Annotated in this window: 20 protein-coding genes; 11 read left to right on the forward strand and 9 right to left on the reverse strand. The window is 68.6% G+C overall.

Annotated elements, in window-relative coordinates; all coding sequences use genetic code 11:
- Positions 1–36 precede the first annotated feature (36 nt).
- Positions 37–156 carry a DLW-39 family protein gene (locus ACOZ38_RS45125; RefSeq protein WP_211264163.1) on the reverse strand — a complete coding sequence of 40 codons (120 nt, stop codon included), beginning with the start codon at positions 154–156 and terminating at the stop codon, positions 37–39.
- 277 nt (positions 157–433) lie between these two features.
- Positions 434–910 (reverse strand): hypothetical protein, encoded by a 477-nt coding sequence (locus ACOZ38_RS45130; RefSeq protein ID WP_405142810.1) that lies wholly within the window; start codon positions 908–910, stop codon positions 434–436.
- 41 nt (positions 911–951) lie between these two features.
- Here ACOZ38_RS45130 and ACOZ38_RS45135 point away from each other — a divergent pair, with 41 nt between their 5' ends.
- Positions 952–1929: a helix-turn-helix transcriptional regulator gene (locus tag ACOZ38_RS45135; protein ID WP_424536917.1), complete on the forward strand. Its 978-nt coding sequence runs from the start codon at positions 952–954 to the stop codon at positions 1927–1929.
- A gap of 254 nt (positions 1930–2183) precedes the next feature.
- Positions 2184–2552 carry a hypothetical protein gene (locus ACOZ38_RS45140; RefSeq protein ID WP_405142814.1) on the forward strand — a complete coding sequence of 123 codons (369 nt, stop codon included), beginning with the start codon at positions 2184–2186 and terminating at the stop codon, positions 2550–2552.
- 241 nt (positions 2553–2793) lie between these two features.
- Here the strand turns inward: ACOZ38_RS45140 and ACOZ38_RS45145 are convergent, their stop codons facing one another.
- Positions 2794–3186 (reverse strand): DUF3224 domain-containing protein, encoded by a 393-nt coding sequence (locus ACOZ38_RS45145; RefSeq protein ID WP_424536918.1) that lies wholly within the window; start codon positions 3184–3186, stop codon positions 2794–2796.
- A 181-nt stretch (positions 3187–3367) separates the two neighbouring features.
- Between ACOZ38_RS45145 and ACOZ38_RS45150 the strand changes: the two genes are divergently transcribed.
- Positions 3368–4345 (forward strand): acetylxylan esterase, encoded by a 978-nt coding sequence (locus ACOZ38_RS45150; RefSeq protein ID WP_424536919.1) that lies wholly within the window; start codon positions 3368–3370, stop codon positions 4343–4345.
- A 12-nt stretch (positions 4346–4357) separates the two neighbouring features.
- On the opposite strand, the gene ACOZ38_RS45155 is transcribed toward ACOZ38_RS45150, so the two are convergent.
- A complete protein-coding gene (locus ACOZ38_RS45155; RefSeq protein ID WP_424536920.1) occupies positions 4358–5113 on the reverse strand; it encodes an IclR family transcriptional regulator in 756 nt (251 codons plus the stop codon).
- Between the two features lie 103 nt (positions 5114–5216).
- Here ACOZ38_RS45155 and ACOZ38_RS45160 point away from each other — a divergent pair, with 103 nt between their 5' ends.
- From ACOZ38_RS45160 to ACOZ38_RS45170, 3 genes are all read left to right on the forward strand, one after another.
- Entirely contained in the window at positions 5217–6389 is a 1173-nt protein-coding gene (locus ACOZ38_RS45160; RefSeq protein WP_424536921.1) for a 4-hydroxybenzoate 3-monooxygenase, read from the forward strand.
- Between the two features lie 95 nt (positions 6390–6484).
- Positions 6485–7312 (forward strand): MBL fold metallo-hydrolase, encoded by an 828-nt coding sequence (locus tag ACOZ38_RS45165; protein WP_424536922.1) that lies wholly within the window; start codon positions 6485–6487, stop codon positions 7310–7312.
- A 12-nt stretch (positions 7313–7324) separates the two neighbouring features.
- Positions 7325–8248, forward strand: coding sequence for a DUF72 domain-containing protein (locus ACOZ38_RS45170; RefSeq protein ID WP_424536923.1), 924 nt, complete (start codon positions 7325–7327; stop codon positions 8246–8248).
- A gap of 4 nt (positions 8249–8252) precedes the next feature.
- Here ACOZ38_RS45170 and ACOZ38_RS45175 read toward each other — a convergent pair whose 3' ends face one another.
- The 3 genes from ACOZ38_RS45175 to ACOZ38_RS45185 all read right to left on the reverse strand — a co-directional run bounded on the left by ACOZ38_RS45175 (position 8253) and on the right by ACOZ38_RS45185 (position 10102).
- Positions 8253–9020 (reverse strand): arylamine N-acetyltransferase family protein, encoded by a 768-nt coding sequence (locus ACOZ38_RS45175; protein WP_424536924.1) that lies wholly within the window; start codon positions 9018–9020, stop codon positions 8253–8255.
- A gap of 82 nt (positions 9021–9102) precedes the next feature.
- Positions 9103–9729, reverse strand: coding sequence for a class F sortase (locus ACOZ38_RS45180; RefSeq protein ID WP_424536925.1), 627 nt, complete (start codon positions 9727–9729; stop codon positions 9103–9105).
- A 1-nt stretch (position 9730) separates the two neighbouring features.
- On the reverse strand, positions 9731–10102 hold the full coding sequence (locus ACOZ38_RS45185) for a hypothetical protein (protein ID WP_424536926.1): 372 nt from the start codon (positions 10100–10102) through the stop codon (positions 9731–9733).
- Between the two features lie 188 nt (positions 10103–10290).
- Here ACOZ38_RS45185 and ACOZ38_RS45190 point away from each other — a divergent pair, with 188 nt between their 5' ends.
- The 4 genes from ACOZ38_RS45190 (at position 10291) to ACOZ38_RS45205 (ending at position 13509) form a co-directional block, all read left to right on the forward strand.
- Positions 10291–10974, forward strand: coding sequence for a response regulator (locus ACOZ38_RS45190; protein WP_424536927.1), 684 nt, complete (start codon positions 10291–10293; stop codon positions 10972–10974).
- Entirely contained in the window at positions 10971–12428 is a 1458-nt protein-coding gene (locus tag ACOZ38_RS45195; protein WP_424536928.1) for an ATP-binding protein, read from the forward strand. The genes ACOZ38_RS45190 and ACOZ38_RS45195 overlap by 4 nt, the downstream gene beginning before the upstream one ends.
- The gene (locus ACOZ38_RS45200) at positions 12425–12940 is read left to right on the forward strand and encodes a hypothetical protein (protein WP_424536929.1); all 516 of its coding nucleotides are present in this window, start codon (positions 12425–12427) and stop codon (positions 12938–12940) included. Before ACOZ38_RS45195 ends, ACOZ38_RS45200 begins: the two co-directional genes overlap by 4 nt.
- A 65-nt stretch (positions 12941–13005) precedes the next feature.
- Positions 13006–13509: an anthrone oxygenase family protein gene (locus ACOZ38_RS45205; protein ID WP_424536930.1), complete on the forward strand. Its 504-nt coding sequence runs from the start codon at positions 13006–13008 to the stop codon at positions 13507–13509.
- Between the two features lie 38 nt (positions 13510–13547).
- Here the strand turns inward: ACOZ38_RS45205 and ACOZ38_RS45210 are convergent, their stop codons facing one another.
- The gene (locus tag ACOZ38_RS45210) at positions 13548–14141 is read right to left on the reverse strand and encodes a hypothetical protein (protein ID WP_424536931.1); all 594 of its coding nucleotides are present in this window, start codon (positions 14139–14141) and stop codon (positions 13548–13550) included.
- A 384-nt stretch (positions 14142–14525) separates the two neighbouring features.
- Here ACOZ38_RS45210 and ACOZ38_RS45215 point away from each other — a divergent pair, with 384 nt between their 5' ends.
- Positions 14526–15011: a hypothetical protein gene (locus tag ACOZ38_RS45215; RefSeq protein WP_424536932.1), complete on the forward strand. Its 486-nt coding sequence runs from the start codon at positions 14526–14528 to the stop codon at positions 15009–15011.
- A 147-nt stretch (positions 15012–15158) separates the two neighbouring features.
- Here ACOZ38_RS45215 and ACOZ38_RS45220 read toward each other — a convergent pair whose 3' ends face one another.
- Positions 15159–16553: a sensor histidine kinase gene (locus ACOZ38_RS45220; protein ID WP_424536933.1), complete on the reverse strand. Its 1395-nt coding sequence runs from the start codon at positions 16551–16553 to the stop codon at positions 15159–15161.
- Positions 16554–17139: the final 586 nt, after the last annotated feature.

Consider the following 17139-nt stretch of genomic DNA (forward strand, 5'->3'; position numbering starts at 1 on the left):
GAACCATTCACGCACCCGCATCGGCAGCCCAGGTGGTCAGTTCTCGCTGCCGGTCGCCTCAGTCCACAGATCGAGCTCGGCGCGGTCAGCCTGCACCTTGCGCCAGACCAGTAGCCCCCCGAGGGCAACGAGCGCGAGAACGAGCAGCTTCTTCACGGTGTAACCCCACTTCTCAACGGTCTCATCAGCCGGCGATGAGACAACGCCGGGTTCGTAACAGATGCTTGCAGCCTAGCAAGGGATCGGCTTCCTCCCCCGGTCACGTGAGAAGCGGTTGTCCACAATCTTCCGATACGGAAGCCTCTTTGCGACATCCGTTACGAGCTTCAGCCCTTCAGGTAAGAGCCGACCAACGGTCTGATCAGGCATTACTCCGTATGGAGACCGGACGCCTCACCACGGCGGTTTCGTCCGAGAGCGGACACGGCCCCCGTCATCCGCCGCCCACCATGCCCTCGGCCGGCACGTCGGTGAGATAGGAGGAAAGGCGAGGAGTGTCGGGTGCGAGCATGTGGCGAACCCAGGCCGCTCGTTCGTGTTCGAGGGGTGGAAGCTCCCAGACACACCCGATCCACGGCTTGGCGAGCTCCTTGAAATTGGCCGGGTCGGTGTCGTCACAGCCCAGGAACGGCACGCCGGCAGCGGCCGTGTGGCACTCCAGCACGTTGTCCCACACCCAGGTGTAGGCGTTGAGGTACGCGGCCTCCTTCGCCCGGTGCAGGACGGTGAACGCGACCGGCGGGGTCTCGTCGAGCTCGGGCAGCAGCCGGGGCAGGAACGCGTAGGCCGCTCGCTGGATGGTCTCCTCGATCTCGGCGTCGAGGGTGCTGACGTGATAGCGCTTGATCTGCCTTCCGGCCGTCTCGATCAGGCCGGGTATCCGCAGATACTTTTCGGTGAAAGCCACCATTGGACCGTAAAATGCGGACACTGACACGTATTGTCAGCGATATGCGCGCGAGTCGGCTGCTGTCCATCCTTCTTCTCCTGCAAACCCGGGGCCGGCTGACCGCGCGCCAGCTCGCGGAGACCCTTGAGGTCTCCGTGCGGACCATCTACCGCGACGTCGAGTCCCTGCACGCGGCGGGCGTTCCCCTGTACGGCGACGCGGGTCCGGCGGGCGGTTACCAGCTGCTGAACGGCTACCGCACCCGCCTGACCGGGCTGACCAGCGACGAGGCCGAGGCGCTGTTCCTGGCTGGGATGCCGGGGCCCGCGGCCGAGCTCGGTCTCGGGGCGGTGGTGACCGCGGCCCAGCTCAAGCTCCAGGCGGCGCTCCCGGCCGAGTTGCGCGAGCGCGCGGCCCGCATCCAGGAGCGGTTCCACCTCGACGCCCACGGCTGGTACTACGACGGCGACCAGTCACCACATCTCGCCCCGATCGCCGACGCGGTGTGGAACGAGCGCGTGATCCAGGTGTGCTACCGCCGGTGGAAGGAGCCGACGGAGGTCACGCGGATCCTGGAGCCGTACGCCGTCGTGCTCAAGGGCGGGAAGTGGTACCTCGTCGCGCGCGGCGGCGAGCACGTGCGCACGTACCGCGTGCACCAGGTGCTCAATCTGACCGTGCTGGACAGGACCTTCGAACGGCCCGCGGACTTCGACCTCGCCGCCTACTGGCGGTCCTTCCTGGCGGAGTTCCGCACCCGGCTCTACCAGGGCGAGGCGACCGTACGGCTGTCGCCGCCCGGCCTGCGGCGCATGGGCGAGCTGATGAGCACCGCCGTGATGGACGCCGTGCACGAGACCTCCACCGCCCCGGACGAGGACGGCTGGGTGACGGCCGTGGTCCCGATCGAGTCCCTCGACCACGCCCAGACCGAGTTCATGAAACTGGGCGCGCTGGTCGAGGTGCTCAAGCCGTACGAGCTGCGCGGACGCCTGGAGGCGACGGCACGCGAGCTCGCCGGGCTGTACCTGCGCTCCTGACCGGCCATGCCCAGCCTCGCCGGACTGTACCTGCGCTCCTGACCGCCCATGCCCAGGTGGGGACATGACCGAAAGGCTTGGGCGGGTCTCTCCTAAGCGCTACGACACGGCCGCGCACCACAGAATGGACACTCAGAGTTGTGGATGATTACTGTGTGTGACGAAGTGAGCAATTCCCGCTCCGGTAGAACGACTGCCGGGAACCCGCCCGGGGGCTCGCCTCGGGTGGACGGGGGACTATCCAAGGAGAACAGATGCAAGCCAAGTGGCTTACGGCTCTCGCGCTGACCGCGGTGGTCAGCGGCGCGGGTGTGGCGGCGGTGGCGGTGCCGGCGTCGTACGCGGACTCCACGCCGGCAGGTCCCGGTGCCGCCGCGGACTTCCGCGGTTACCAGGTCCTCAAGCTGCCCAACGCCAACGTCGCCAACTTCGCCCGGCGCACGATCCGGTGCCCGAGCGGCAAGCGGGCGATCGGCGGCGGCGCCGAGGCGCAGGGCAACGACGCCATCCTGGTCGGTTCCTTCCCGACCGACGACGCCGGCGGCTGGGTCGGCCTCGGCCGGCAGAACAACTACGCCACGGTCGGGATCAGCGTGTACGTGATCTGCGCCGACGCGAGCTGACGCAGGCGACGTACCCCGCGGCGTTTCTGACGTGAACCCGCACACGGATCGAGCCTGACGGTCGGCGCGCGCGCTGGCGGAGAGTCGCGCGCCGGCGGTCGGGGCGGGCTGGACGGCCGGCTCTGGTGGGACTGGCGACCCGACCAGAGCCGGCCGTACGCGGACACGCCCAGTCCAGCTCGCAGTCCGGCGCTTAGTCCAGCTTGCAGTCCAGCGCTCAGCCCAGCTCGTAGTCCAGCGCTCAGCCCAGCTCGTAGTCCAGGTGGAAGAAGTGCTTGCCGTCCTCGGGGACGATCTGTCCCCCGCCGTGGATCCCCACCAGCTCACCGGTGCCTGAGTCGGGCAGGATGGTCCAGCTCAGCGACCGTTCGCCGCCGGAGCCAGAAGCGGTGTGGTGGAGCACGAAGCTTCCCTTCCGCCCCTGGACGCTACCGGTGAAGCGCTCGAACCCCACGTACGCCGCAGAGTCCTCGACCTGCGCCATCGCGGTGATGATGTCGGTCGTGCTGGTGCCTTCCAGGTCGCCGTGGAACGTCTTGGTCACGTGTACGCGGGCGAGCGTCGCGCCCTCGCGCTCGTCGAACGTCTCCGGTTCCCAGCTGTCGATGTCGAAATCGCCGTTCGCGCGTGGCACAGCAGCCTCCCTTGGTGGTGTACGCGTGCCATCCTGCTCCCCAAGGCTGACGTCTCCTGTCAGGTATGAACGCCCATCGACCGGGCGGAAACCCGTCGATAGCATGCGATTCGCGGCGCACCCGCACGCAACGAACGGCGCGTCCAGCAAACCGGCGACCTCGACACGCGTGGAGAAGTCAATGACCCTGTTCGACCTTCCGCTGGCAAGCCTCCGCGACTACCGCCCAGAGCGCGACGAACCAGCGGATTTCGACGCGTTCTGGAAGCAGACCCTCGACGAGGCGGCCGGCCATGCCGTCGCGCCGGAGTTCGCCGCCCACGACGCCGCGCTGACCGGGGTCCAGGTCCAGGACACGACCTTCGCCGGGTGGGGAGGGCATCCCATCCGTGCCTGGATGCTGGCCCCCGCGGGTGCCGCCGGGCTGCCGTGCGTGGTGCAGTACATCGGCTACGGCATGGGCCGGGGGCTCCCGATCGACCACCTGGTCTGGCCGTCCGCCGGATTCGCGACGCTCGTCGTCGACACCCGAGGCCAGGGCGGGGCCAACCCGGGGAGCCCCGGTGGCACCGGCGACCCGAACGGCGGCGACTTCGCCCAGGCGCCGGGCATGATGACCCGGGGGATCACCGACCCCGAGCAGTACTACTACCGGCGGGTCTTCACCGACGCCGTCCGCGCGGTGGACGCGGCGGCGGCTCACCCGGCGGTGGACGCCGACAGGATCGCGGTCTCCGGAGCCAGCCAGGGCGGCGGCATCGCCCAGGCCGCAGCGGCCCTGCACCCGAACGTCAAGGCCGCGCTGATCGACGTGCCGTTCCTGACGCACTTCCGCAGGGCAGTAGAGATCACCGACCGCGACCCCTACCAGGAGATCGTGCGTTTCCTGTCCACCCAGCGCGACAGCGAGGAGCGGGTGTTCCGCACGCTGTCGTACTTCGACGGGCTGAACTTCGCCGCCCGGGGCCGGGTGCCCGCGCTGTACTCGGTCGCGCTGATGGACTGGATCTGCCCGCCGTCGACCGTCTTCGCCGCCCACAACCACTGGGCCGGGCCCAAGGAGATCACGGTGTGGCCCTGGAACGGCCATGAGGGCGGCGGGAGCCGCCAGCGCCAGATCCAGCTCCGCCACCTGCGCGAGCTGTTCTCGGTCGACTGATCTTCCCGAAGATCAAGAGGCGCGGCCGTACGCGCGGGCGATCTGCTGGGCGCAGGCGAGCAGTGGCTCGACGAGCCGGGGCAGCTCCCGCGCCCGCCGGGAGGACAGGACGACACCGAGGGCGGCGATCGGCAGGCCGTCCACGATGATCGGCGCGGCGGCCGAGCACGACCCGAGCGTCATCTCCTCGTAGGTGAACGCGTAGCCCTGGGCGCGTACGGACGCGAGCTCGCGCGCGAGCCTTCCCGGCTCGGTGACGGTGTGCCGGGTCGGCCTCTCCAGCTTCCTCGCGAGGTAGGAGGTGATGAACCACTCGGTCTCGTACGCCAGGAGCACCTTGCCCACCCCGGTGGGGTGCATCGGCAGCCGGCCGCCCGTGCGGGAGACGATCGGCACGGCCCGCCGCCCGTACACCTTGTCCACGTAAAGCACCTCAAGCCCGTCGCGGACGGCCAGGTGGACGTTCTCCCCCGTGCCGCCGAACAGCTCCTGCAGCCAAGGGTGCGCGACCTCCAGCAGGCGGCGGGGGGCGAGCTGGCCGAGCTCCCAGATTCGCAGGCCGATGTGGAAGCGGCCATCGTCGTCGCGGCTCAGCGCCCGCGAGGCCGCGAGCTCGCGCACCAGCCGGTGGGCCGTGGTGAGCGAGACGCCGCTGCGGCGGGAGATGTCGGTCAGGGTCAGCCGTGGGTGATCGGTGTCGAAGGCGCCGAGGATGGCCAGCACCCGGGATGTCACTGATCGCCCGGGATCGCGAGAGCCGCCGGCCACCACACCTCCTCCTTGTCCACATGCTGTGGATATTGTGCCTCGACTTCCGCTCAGTGGAACGCGAAGCTCGTACAGAGGGTCCTTGCCGCAGGATGCTCCTCCTATGCGAACTCAGGTCGGAATCGTCGGGGCAGGTCCGGCAGGCCTCCTGTTGTCCCATCTCCTGCACCTGCGGGGCATCGACTCGGTGGTGCTGGAGCTGCGCAGCCGCGACCACGCCGAGCGCCGCGTACGGGCCGGCGTGCTGGAGCAGGAAACGGTCGACACCCTCGTCGGGGCGGCCGTGGGGGACAGGCTGCTGCGGGAGGGCCTTCCCCACCAGGGGATCGAGCTGAGATACGGCGGCACCGGGCACCGCATCGCCTTCGAGAAGCTCGTCCCTGGACGGGCCATAACGGTCTACGGCCAGCAGGAGGTCGTCAAGGACCTGATCGCCGCCCGTCTCGCCGACGGCGGAGATCTCCGCTTCGAGGTGGACGACGTGGCCCTGCACGCGATCGGCACCGAGCGGCCGTACATCACCTTCGGCGGCGAGCGGCTCGACTGCGACTTCATCGCGGGCTGCGACGGCTTCCACGGCGTGTCGCGGCCGTCGATCCCCGCGGGGGTGCTCACGGAGTACGAGCGTGAGTACCCGTTCGCGTGGCTCGGCATCCTGGCCCGGGTCAGGCCGTCGGCCGAGGAGCTGATCTACGCGCGGACGGAGCGCGGGTTCGCCCTGCACAGCATGCGCTCCCCCGAGATCAGCAGGTTCTACCTGCAGGTCGCGGCCGACGAGGACATCGCGGACTGGCCGGACGACCGCATCTGGGCGGAGCTGAAGGCGCGGCTGGAGACGGTCCCCGGCTTCGTCCTCGCCACGGGGGAGATCATCGACAGGGGAGTCACGCCCATGCGGAGCTTCGTGGCCGAGCCCATGCAGTACGGCCGGCTGTACCTGGCCGGGGACGCCGCCCACATCGTGCCCCCGACGGGGGCCAAGGGCCTCAACCTGGCGGTGGCGGACGTGCGCCTGCTGACCAGGGCGCTCGCCCATTGGTACGAGACCGGGTCGGGCGAGCTGCTGGACGGCTACTCGGAGGCGTGCCTGAAGCGGGTGTGGCGGGCGCAGCACTTCTCCTGGTGGATGACGACCCTTCTGCACACCTTGGAGTCGGTCGACGCGTACGGTCACCGGCTGCAGCTCTCCTACCTTGACTATGTGACGTCCTCGGAGGCCGCGGCGACGACGCTGGCGGAGAACTACGTGGGCCTGCCGTACGGGCCGGCGGAATGAACCCTTTACGCAGGTCGGGCCCTGGGCCGCCCCCGAGCCGAGGCGGTGACCTCCCGTGTGCTTAACCTGAAATAACAGGAGACGGGGGGATTGAGATGCCCGACGCAGCAGAAGCGAGTGTCTTCTTCATCGGAAACGCCACCACGCTGATTCGCTCTCATGGCTTCACCCTGCTGACGGATCCTAACTTCCTCCATCGCGGCCAGCGTGCCTACCTCGGCTGGGGCATCAGCACCCGCCGCCGCACCAATCCGGCGATGGAGATCAGCCAGCTTCCGGACATCGACGCCGTCGTGCTGTCCCACATGCACGGCGACCACTGGGATCGGGTGGCGCGCGAGGGGCTGGACCCGAGCCTGCCGATCATCACCACCCCGCACGCCGCCGAGCGGCTCAGGCGGCAGGGGTTCAACAACGCGGTCAGCCTGGAGACCTGGCAGGACCGGCGCCTGCGCCGGGGGGACAGCACGCTGAAGATCACCTCTCTGCCGGGCCGCCACGCGCCGGGGATCGCCGAGAAGCTGCTGCCTCCCGTCATGGGAAGCATGCTGGAGTTCGGCCACGACGGCGATGTGAACCTTCGTCTCCACATCAGCGGGGACACGCTGCTCGACGAATGCCTGGCGGCGATCCCCAAGCGGTTCCCGGAGATCGACCTCGCGATCGTCCACCTGGGCGGCACGAAGCTGCTCGGGGCGCTCCTGGTGACCATGGACGGCATGCAGGGCGCCCACTGGGTGGAGCTGATCAACCCGAACTACACCCTGCCCGTCCACTACGACGACTACGAGGCGTTCTCCTCTGGGCTGGACGACTTCCGCCACCACGTCAACCGCCTGGGGCTGTCCGGCCAGGTCAGGTACATCACGCGCGGCGAGACCTACCACGTCCTCGGCCGCCGGACGGGACACGGAACCCGATAACGGCGGCCACCGATGGGGGAGATCCTGGTCGGCACGGCGTCGTGGACGGACAAGACCCTCCTGCGGTCCGGCTGGTACCCGCCGGACGTCACGACGCCCGAGGAGCGGCTGCGGTACTACGCGCGCGTCTTCCCGCTCGTGGAGGTCGATTCGACCTACTACGCGACGCCCACCGAGGAGACGGCGCGGCTGTGGGCGGAGCGGACACCTCAAAGCTTCACCTTCGACGTGAAGGCGTTCTCACTGCTGACCTGCCATCCGACCCGTCCCGCCGCGCTGCCGAAGGACCTGCGGGTCGAGATGGCGCCCGGCAAGAAGAACCTCTACGTGCGGGACCTGGATCCGGCCGTGGTCGAACAGGTGTGGGAGCGCTTCGTGTCCGCGCTGATGCCCCTCTGGGAGGCGGACAGGTTCGGGGCGGTGCTGTTCCAGTTCCCGCGCTGGTTCCCGATCAGCAAGCGCAACAAGCACTACATCCTTGAGTGCAAGCGACGCTGCGAGCCGCTGAGGATCTCGGTCGAGTTCCGGAACCGTACGTGGATGACCGAGGAGAACCAGGCCGAGACCCTCGATTTCCTGCGCTCGTACGCCATCCCGTACGTCTGCCTCGACATGCCCCAGGGGTACCCGTGCTCGATCCCTCCGGTCGTCGCGGCCACGTCCGACCTTGCGATCGTGCGGTTCCACGGCCGCAGCGAGAAGTGGACGAGCCAGGACATCTACCAGCGGTTCGGCTACCTCTACTCCCCGGAGGAGCTGAACGAGTGGACGCCGAAACTGCGCGAGCTCGCCGGGGAGACCACCAGCACGCATGTGCTGATGAACAACTGCTACCGCGACTACGCCCAGACCAACGCCCGCCAGCTCGCCGACCTGCTCAGGACCATGGCCGCCCGCCCGGTGCGGCCACCGCCCGCGCAGCCGGACGATGCCTGAGCGCTCAGGCCACGGTGGGCACCCGGTCGAGGGTGATGCCGAAGTAGGTGCGATAAGCGTCGAGGACGTCGGCGTCGCCGTCCAGTACGAACTCGCGGCGCTCGCCGCCGACGGTGTTGATCAGCTTGGTGCCGCTCAGGGTGACCCGGCCGGACTCGGTGGTCAGCGAACACGTCAGCGACCGGGTGAAGTGGGACAGCGGCGAGGTCTGCTGCCACCAGCAGGTCGGGACGAAGTCGCCCAGCTCGTACGGCCGAGGGTCCAGCCGGTACTCGGGCCTGCCGTCCAGCATGACATCGACGTCCCCGTGCTGGCCGTTCTCGGTGATCCGGAACACTCCGCCGGGATCGTGCTGGTCGTCCCTCGCGTCCAGGCGCAGCGGGTGCAGGCTGAACTTCCCGAAACCGACGTCGACCAGCCACGGCTCGTCCAGGTCGACCCGCAGGGCGAGATGGTCGAACGGCGGCCCCGCCCGATCGCCGTCGAAGACCCGGGCGGACAGCAGCGTCACCTCGTAGCCGAGCGCACTGAGCAGCGCGCCGAACGCGCCGTTGAGTTCGTAGCAGAACCCGCCCCTGCGGCGCTCGACGACCTTCTCGACGAGCGCCCGCTCGTCGAGCACGATCGGCTCGCCCAGGTGAATGCTGAGGTTCTCGAACGGCACCGCGAGCAGATGCGCGCGCTGCAACCGCCGCAGCGCCTCGGCGTCGGGACGCTCCGGCCGCGCCGCGCCGATCCGGGCCAGATAGGCCGCCACCTCTGAGTCCCTCATGCGACTCCCCACATCGACCGCGCCGGCAACTGTCCCACCCGGCCATACTGCCGTAGAGCACCGACAATCACGCGGGGTCGGTTCAGGTCAGCCGGGCGTAGACGATCACGTTGCTCGTGTAGTGGCCGGTCCGCTGGTCGAAGGTGCCGCCGCAGGTCACCAGGCGGAGGCCCGCGTGGTCGAGCGGGCCGTACACGCGCCGGCTGGGGAACCTGTTCTTGGCGACCAGTTCGACCGACTCCACCACGAACCGGGCCACCGTGCCGTCCACGCGGGTCACGGACATGGGGTTGCCGGCGCGCAGGCGTCCGAGGTCGTAGAAGACGCCCTTCCGGCCTCCTCCGTCGACGTGGCCGAGGATCACCGCTGCCCCGCGCTCCCCGGGAGTGGCCCCGTTCTCGTACCAGCCCGCCTGCTCGGGGTGCTCGACCGGCGGGATCTGCACCGTTCCGTCCGGCTTGAGGCCGAGCCTGCCGAGGGACACGTGGACGCCGATCTTCGGTATGTCCAGGCGCTCGGGTTCGGACCGTACGAGAACGGGATCGATGGCGTGAGAGGGGATGGAGGCTGGACGCGGCGGCGGGCCGTCCGGGGACGGGGGGCCTTCCGGCGGCAGCAGGCCGCGGCCGACCAGTACGGTCCCCGCCAGGACCGCGGCGGCGGCCGCCACGCCCAGGGCATGGCGGCCACCTCGTCTTACTCCCGGCATGTCAGGCTTGGTCGCTCGCACGACGGCGCAGCACCAGCACTCCCGTCCCGGCCCCCGCGGCGAGAAGGGCACCGCCGAGCGGCAGCAGAGGGCTCGTGCCGGGGCCGCCGCCGGTCTCAGGAGCGCCCCTCGGCACGTCCCTGACCTGCCGAGGGTTCTCGGTACGGGTACCGGCCGGCACCGGCGCGGCACTCGGGCGGGCGGCCTGCTGGGTGGGTGTCGGCTTGGGCGCGGCACTCGGGCGGGCGGCCTGCTGGGTGGGTGCCGGCTTGGGCGTGGCCTGGGGCGTGTCGCCGGCCATGGCCGGTCCGGCAGCGGTCAGCGTGGCGACGCTGAAAGCCGCCGCGGCCAGTGCGGTACGGGCAAATCGCATACATCCTCCTCAGCGGTGGCGAGGGCGGAGAGGCTCCGCCGACGCGCCACCGGACACAGACGTGACCGGTCGGGAACGGGCTCGATGGTGGCAGCGGAATGTCCGCTGACCATGACCGGAATGTCATGAGCGTGTAATGGATGTCCTATTTGCGGGTAAGCCGCCCGGGGCCACCGGATAATTGACCGGTGGCCAGAGTGATGCTGATCGAGGACGACCCGTCCGTACGGGAGGGTTTACGCCTCTCACTCGGCCGGCACGGGCACGACGTCGACGTGGCCAGGACGGGCGAGGACGGCCTCAGGCGGCTGCTGGAGGCTCCCGCCGACATCGTCGTGCTCGACCTGATGCTTCCAGGACTCGACGGGTTCGAGGTGTGCCGCCGGATCCGGGCGGGCGGCCCAACCCCCATCGTCATGCTCACAGCCCGTGGCGATGATCTCGATGTGGTGAGCGGGCTTGAGGCGGGGGCCGACGACTACGTCGTCAAGCCGGTGCGCCCGCGCGTGCTGGAAGCCAGGATCCGCGCGGTCCTGCGCCGCGTCGGCCCCGCGGCCTCGGCGGTCACCGTCCAGGAGACCCACGGCGACCTGGTCATCGATCGTGGCTCGCTCACCGTGTCCAAGGCCGGGATCCCGCTCACGCTGCCGCCGATGGAGCTACGGCTCCTGCTGGAGCTGTCCGCGGCGTACAGCCAGGTGTTCAGCCGCCAGCAGTTGCTGGAATCGGTGTGGGAGCTGGACTTCCTCGGCGACTCACGCCTGGTCGACGCGTGCGTGCAGCGGTTGCGCACGAAGATCGAAGACGTCCCCGCCAGGCCTCGTTACGTGCAGACCGTACGCGGGTTCGGGTACCGGTTCGGGCCTCTGTGAACCGGGCGGGCCCGCCTGCCGTACGGCGGCTCCGGCTCCCGATCTGGGTGCGAGGGCTGCGAGCGCGCCTGGTGATCGTCTTCGTGCTGCTCGCCGGGCTCAGCGCGCTCACCGCCGCCGGGCTGATCTACCGTCAGGCGCGCGACCTCATGCTCACGCGCACGGAATGGTCGGTCGTCAACGACTTCCGGCTGCGCGTGGCGACCCTCACCGAGAACATGCAGCATCCGCCCGACCGCGCGGCCCTGCAACAGCTGGCCAACCGGGTGGCGCCGTCGTTCCTGGAGGCGACCGGCGCCGCGGCCTACCGCGACTCGGGACTGATCGCCTCCCGGGACGACACCGGCGCCGTCACCCCACAGATGCGCCGCACCGTCGCCGAGCGGAACCGGCTCTTCTACCAGCGGGTGATCAGGTCCGGCACGCCGTACCTGGTGGTCGGCACGCCGGTGATGCTGGGTAAGAAGTCGGCTCCGTCCGGCGTGGAGGTCTACCTGGTGACGCCGCTCACCAAGGAGGAAGGGGACGAGGCGGCGCTGGTCACCGCGGCACAACACGGTGTGATCCCCGTTGTGGTACTGGCCGTGGTGCTCGCCCTGGTCGCCGCGCGCGGGGTGCTGCGTCCCGTACGCGATCTCGACCGGGCCGCGCGCAGGCTCGGCACGGGCGAGCTGGACACGCGCCTCGCGGCGAGCGGCAGCGACGAGCTGGCCAGGCTGGTGAACACCTTCAACGCCACGGCCGCCGCCCTGGAGACGAACGTCTCGGAACTGCGCGGCATGGAGGTCAAGGCTCGCAGGTTCGTCGCCGACGTGTCCCACGAGCTCCGCACTCCCCTGGCCTCCATCCTGGTGATGGCGGACATGTTCGAGGAGGAGGCCGGTCGCCTCGAAAGCGATCTCGCGAAGGCGGCCCGCCTGATGAACCTCGAGGTCGGACGGCTGGTGCGGCTCGTCGAGGACCTCATGGAGATCTCACGGTTCGACGCGGGCGCGGCCACGCTGATCCTCAACGACGTCGACGCGGCGGACGCCGTCCGCGCCTGCCTGCGCACCCGTGGCTGGACCGACCGGGTCGACCTGGACCTGCCGCAGGGTATCCGGGTGAGGCTCGACCCCCGCCGCTTCGACGTGATCGTCGCCAACCTCGTGGGAAACGCGCTCGACCACGGAGCTCCTCCGGTCACGGTGCGACTCAGGGATCCAGGAGAGAGCGTCGTCGTCGAGGTCGAGGACAGAGGCGAAGGGCTGGACCCGCGGATCCTCCCCCACGTCTTCGACCGTTTCTACAAGGCGGACACGGCGCGGGTGAGATCGGAGGGCAGCGGGCTCGGCCTGGCCATCGCCGACGAGAACGCCCGCCTGCACGGCGGCGTCATCGAGGTGGCCAACCGGCCGGGCGGCGGAGCGGTGTTCACGCTGTCCCTGCCCCGTGGCGGGGAGGAGGGCACATGACCGGAACGCGCCGGGCACTGGCGGCGATGGCGGTGCTCCTGCTGGCGGGATGCGGCATCACTCCGACGGACGTCACGGACGGGGGCGAGCCGGCGATCGGCTTCCGTCCCAGCACCCGGCTGTATTTCGTGTCGGGCTCCCATCTGCGGGTCGTGACCCGTCCCATCCCGTGGCCCCCGCTCAAGGAGACGCTCGACCTGCTGATCGACGGGCCCACCGCCGCCGAGCGCGCGAGGGGGATCGGCAGCGAGCTGCAGCCCGTCTACACACCGACCAAGGTCACGGCGGGCCAGGCGAAGGTACGCATCTCGCTGCCGCCTCCCAAACCAATGGCGATGCCGCAGGGCACTCGCTCCATCCTGTGGATCGGGCAGCTCACGTGTACGGCGGCGAGCGCCCTGGCCGCACGTACGGACATCGACCCGGACGCGATCACGGTGGTCATCACGCAGTCAGGCGCCCGGAGCATCGGCTCCTTCCGCTGCTCGCAGTTCCCCCGCGGCTCGGAGTGACCGCCCCGTCCGGAGAAGCGCCTACTCCGCCGGTATCGGTCGTCGAGGTCTGGGATGCTGCTGGCATGCGGAAGCATTCGGGTAAGCAGGGCATGCGATCGCGAGCCGTGTGGGCCACGGTTGCCCGGCTGGGCCAAGTCCACTGGTTCTTCGGCAATGTCTACGAGGCGATGGTCGACATGCCTCAACTGCTGGCGGACGCTCGATCGGACCGGGCGCCGAAGCTTCTGGGTGCCGGAAGCCCGCTGCGCTACTACCTCCCGGTAGCACCCGTGACACTCGCGGCCACCGCGGCCACTCTGGTCGACCGTTGGCGATCCGGTAGTGACAGACGTGTCATCATCACGGCAGCGGTGAGCACGACAGCGGCGACGGCGTTGACGGCTTACCTCGTACGAACCGTCAATCTCCGACTGCTGCGGAGCAATGAACCGCTGAGCGCGACGGAGGTCCGCCGGCTGCTCCGGCTCTGGCACCGCGGCAACCTGTTACGGCTGCTGGCCCTCACCGTCGCGATCTGGGCACTCCACCTCGCCCACTTCACTCGCGAGCGCGGTCAAGCGCAATGATGCTCTTGTCCGGGAACGGAAAGCCCCAGCTCTGAGGCTTACTCCACCCACCACCAGCCGTTCCCCAGATCGCGGGTGGCTCGGCCCACGCCCCCGTCGGCAGTCTGGATCAGGGAGTCGTCGCCGGGCCGGCTCGGAAAGTAAGCGACACCCGCCCCGTACTCCGATCTCCATTCATCCACGTAGATCGGCAGATAGAGTCCGTCGTTCTGCGCCTGGACCTCTCCGTCGACCGATAGGTACTTCATCCACCAGGGAGGGTCGAGCGGCCTCCCCTCCCGATAGGCAGCGGCGAGCTCCGCGAAGCTCCCCTGGTGAAGTCGCAGCGTGCTGTCGATGAACGTGGTTCGCCAATCGACTCTCCAGATGACCGCCCCAAGCGCCACAGCGATGATCAATGCGACCGTCGCTCGCGCGTACGCCTGGACCGAGAGGTGCGAGATGACCGCGGTGAAGCTCCAGAGGCAGGCCCATACCCAGCCGAACGCGATGACCAGCCAGCTGAAGAACCACATCTGCCGGTAGAGCGGGATCTGCAGGTAGCTGGCGGCGGCCAGGAAGATCCATCCGAAGGTGGCCATGAGGACGGGCCACCTGGACCAGCGGACGGACTTCAGATGAGACATCGGCACGGGTGGAGTGTCCCGGCCGTCCTGCGTGAGCCGCTACAGATCAAGCAGGAGTTTCACGCTATTTGCACCACTTCTACACACCCCGCCCAACGAACGGTGGCGATCTACACGCACGACGACAAGGAGAGCCGGGAGAGCGCCATCCATTAGGTCAGCGATCTGTTCGAATAGACCGCCGCAATAAAATTGCTCAAGGGCGCCGTGGATAAATGTCGTCTTACCTTTTGGGATGCGCGGGGCCCGCGATCTTCCGTGGCAAGTGCTCACATTAGACAGCCCCCGGCGGCCGACAATAATCTCCCGGTGCGGACCGCTCCGAGTTCCGCGGTAGGCGAATACCCGACGCGCGGCATTTGTCGCCGTCAAGGCGAAGGAGGTTGCGAATTGCGATCAAGTACTCGGCGGCTTCACGCGACGAGGTCCCTGGCCGTCGCTCTTCTGATGGCCGTCGCGGCTCTCCTGCCGCTCACGCCGGCACACGCGGCCTACGGCGCCCCCATCCCCGTGTCGATGGCCGTGTACGGCGGTCCGACGGGTACCCAACTCCTGGCCAGGGTGGACGGGACGATGCAGTTCGACGACGGGAACATGAAGTACGCGTACAACCTGGAGCTGTGCCGCGTATCCAGCTTCGTCGCGCCGCACGTCAAGGTGTTCGTCAACGGCGTGCACAAGGACTCGCTGTTCTGGAGCGGCGGCTCGTCGACGGCTCTTTGTCCGAGCTTCTACACCGCGACGGCACTGGCCGCAGAGGGGGACAACGGCAGCACGGTCGTGAATGTGGCCCTCACCTTGGTGGGCTCGGATTTCAACAACAACGTCTACCGCGAGCGCACCAAAACCGCGACTTACGACAACCCCTTCAACTGAGGGGAACTCGTCTTCGTGAGTCGTTCTGATCGACGGTCCGCACCACCGTGAAGACCTCGCCGGATCCCTTCCTGCGAGGTCTTCCTGGTTCACGGGCCCGGAGGCGTCTACGGCACGGTGCACCTGCGCGGCCGGTGGGAATGGGAATCACACCGCGGTCACGTACGGCCCCGCCGATGCGAGCCTGTCGGCCTCCAGCGGAGGCAGGCGGAGGACGAACCGTGCGCCCTGCGGCGAGTCCTCGATCTTCAGTGTTCCGTTGTGGGCGGCGACGATCGAACGGGAGATGGCCAGCCCGAGGCCGCTGCCCTGAGGGTCTCTGCGTCGTCCCTCACTGAGGCGGACGAAGGGGTGGAAAACGCGTTCGCGGTCTTCGGGCGCGATGCCCTTTCCGTCGTCGACCACCGTCACGACGGCTGCGCCGGCAGCGCACTGTACGGTGACCTCGACGGCCGTCTTCGCGTGCCGCTGCGCGTTGACAACGAGGTTGTTCAGGACGGCTGCCAGCTGCAACCGGTTGCCAAGCACCTTCACCTCGCCGCACACGTGGGTGGACACCGGCACGGGCCTGGCCGTCGTGATCATCTCCTCTTTCACCAGGGCGCCGAGGTCGAGCGGTTCAAAGGGCGCGGGAGTCGTCTTGATCTGGGCGTACGCCAGCATGTCGTCGATCAGCTCCTGGAGCCGGTCGGCGGCGCGAAGCCCTGTTCTGATCGCTTCACGCGGATCGACGTCGTTCGGATACAGCAGCGCTTCCTCCATCTGCGTCCGCAGTCCGGCCAGGGGGGTCTTGAGCTCGTGCGAGACGATGTGCGCGAACCGGCGCTGCTGCTCCATCGCCCCTTCGAGCCGGGTAAGCGTCTGGTTGGCGGTACGGGCGAGCCGTCCGATCTCGTCGTCACTCCGGGACTCAGGAACGCGCAAGCTCAGGTTCGTCACGCTGATCTCCGACATCCTCGCCCGGATCAGTTCCACGGGACGCAGCGTCCGGCCGATGAGGATCCAGGTCAGCCATGTCGTGACCAGGACGACCAGTATGCCCAGCACCAACGTCGAGATGTCCAGCACGTGGGTCGCCAGGATGGGGGGTGGTTCCATGCCTGCGTACACGAAGTCAGGCTGGCCCGCTGCGACCCGCGGGTAGACCTGTGGCGGGATACGGACCGCGGTGATCAGGTGGCAGCCGTCGCCCGGGCAGTCGGTCAGATGGACGATCGGCCTGTCGGCCGGTGGCCGGACAGTGGTCAGCGGGGGCGATCCCGTGACTCCGGCACTCGCCGCGATCACCTGCCCGCGGGAGTTGACGAGCTGGAGCACGTCCACGGGCGTGTCGGGGGGCGGGGGCAGCCTCTCGCCCGTTCTCATCAAGGCGATCCATTCGGTCGCGGCCTCCTGCGTCTGACTGAAGACGCGGTTCTGAACCTGGTTGCGAACGGCGAGGTCGAACCCGATGCCCATCAGGGTGGTGAGGAGCAGAGACGCGACCGCCGCGAGCATCGTGAAGCGCGCCTGGATCGAATGACGGTGTAAAAGGTCTCTCATCCACTGCCCTCGCAAATTCCTGGGCCTGGACCGCTTCGCACGCAATCTATCGACAGAGAGGCATTAATCGCTTCAAAGAGTGCAAAGCTCGTATAAACCCCCCTACTGAAGGATTAGGGCTTTGAGCATCGACGAGCCCGGCGTCATGGCGTCTTCACCCCGTGGCGCCGAACTCGGCCAGATCGCCGCCCGTACCTGCGCGCCCATATGAGCCGCTTCGGCGCGTACGCCACAAACGAGCCGTACCGCGAGCCGGAGGTGTTCAACCCCGACATCGGCAAAACCTTGTCAAGGGCGGTCTCGATACCCGACCTACATCCCAAACCCTCCACCGGAGCGGTGGCACCCCCGATCACCGGCGCTCGGCCGCCCGCCAGCGCCGGACGCAATTCGCCGTCTTGGCCGGCACCCGCCGAAGCTATAGCCAGCCGTCCCTCGGCCACATAGTCACAGCCACGCACCGCCGGCGAGAGCTAGCCGCGAAGATCAAAAAGGCCGCTTCCCGATCATGGGGAGCGGCCTTCGCGCAGGTAATCCATGGTGGGGCTACCAGGACTTGAACCTGGGACCTCTTCCTTATCAGGCA

Origin of the sequence: Sphaerisporangium viridialbum (genome assembly GCF_049674955.1) — a bacterium.
Taxonomy (GTDB): Bacteria; Actinomycetota; Actinomycetes; order Streptosporangiales; family Streptosporangiaceae; genus Sphaerisporangium; species Sphaerisporangium viridialbum.

Excerpts from the sequence above, each read along its gene's own strand:
- ACOZ38_RS45135 (WP_424536917.1), top strand. The coding sequence starts at position 952 with ATGCGCGCGAGTCGGCTGCTGTCCATCCTTCTTCTCCTGCAAACCCGG.
- ACOZ38_RS45185 (WP_424536926.1), bottom strand. The coding sequence starts at position 10,102 with ATGCGATTTGCCCGTACCGCACTGGCCGCGGCGGCTTTCAGCGTCGCC.
- ACOZ38_RS45200 (WP_424536929.1), top strand. The coding sequence starts at position 12,425 with ATGACCGGAACGCGCCGGGCACTGGCGGCGATGGCGGTGCTCCTGCTG.
- ACOZ38_RS45170 (WP_424536923.1), top strand. The coding sequence starts at position 7,325 with ATGGGGGAGATCCTGGTCGGCACGGCGTCGTGGACGGACAAGACCCTC.
- ACOZ38_RS45205 (WP_424536930.1), top strand. The coding sequence starts at position 13,006 with ATGCGGAAGCATTCGGGTAAGCAGGGCATGCGATCGCGAGCCGTGTGG.
- ACOZ38_RS45160 (WP_424536921.1), top strand. The coding sequence starts at position 5,217 with ATGCGAACTCAGGTCGGAATCGTCGGGGCAGGTCCGGCAGGCCTCCTG.
- ACOZ38_RS45140 (WP_405142814.1), top strand. The coding sequence starts at position 2,184 with ATGCAAGCCAAGTGGCTTACGGCTCTCGCGCTGACCGCGGTGGTCAGC.
- ACOZ38_RS45175 (WP_424536924.1), bottom strand. The coding sequence starts at position 9,020 with ATGAGGGACTCAGAGGTGGCGGCCTATCTGGCCCGGATCGGCGCGGCG.
- ACOZ38_RS45130 (WP_405142810.1), bottom strand. The coding sequence starts at position 910 with ATGGTGGCTTTCACCGAAAAGTATCTGCGGATACCCGGCCTGATCGAG.
- ACOZ38_RS45150 (WP_424536919.1), top strand. The coding sequence starts at position 3,368 with ATGACCCTGTTCGACCTTCCGCTGGCAAGCCTCCGCGACTACCGCCCA.
- ACOZ38_RS45165 (WP_424536922.1), top strand. The coding sequence starts at position 6,485 with ATGCCCGACGCAGCAGAAGCGAGTGTCTTCTTCATCGGAAACGCCACC.
- ACOZ38_RS45180 (WP_424536925.1), bottom strand. The coding sequence starts at position 9,729 with ATGCCGGGAGTAAGACGAGGTGGCCGCCATGCCCTGGGCGTGGCGGCC.
- ACOZ38_RS45220 (WP_424536933.1), bottom strand. The coding sequence starts at position 16,553 with ATGAGAGACCTTTTACACCGTCATTCGATCCAGGCGCGCTTCACGATG.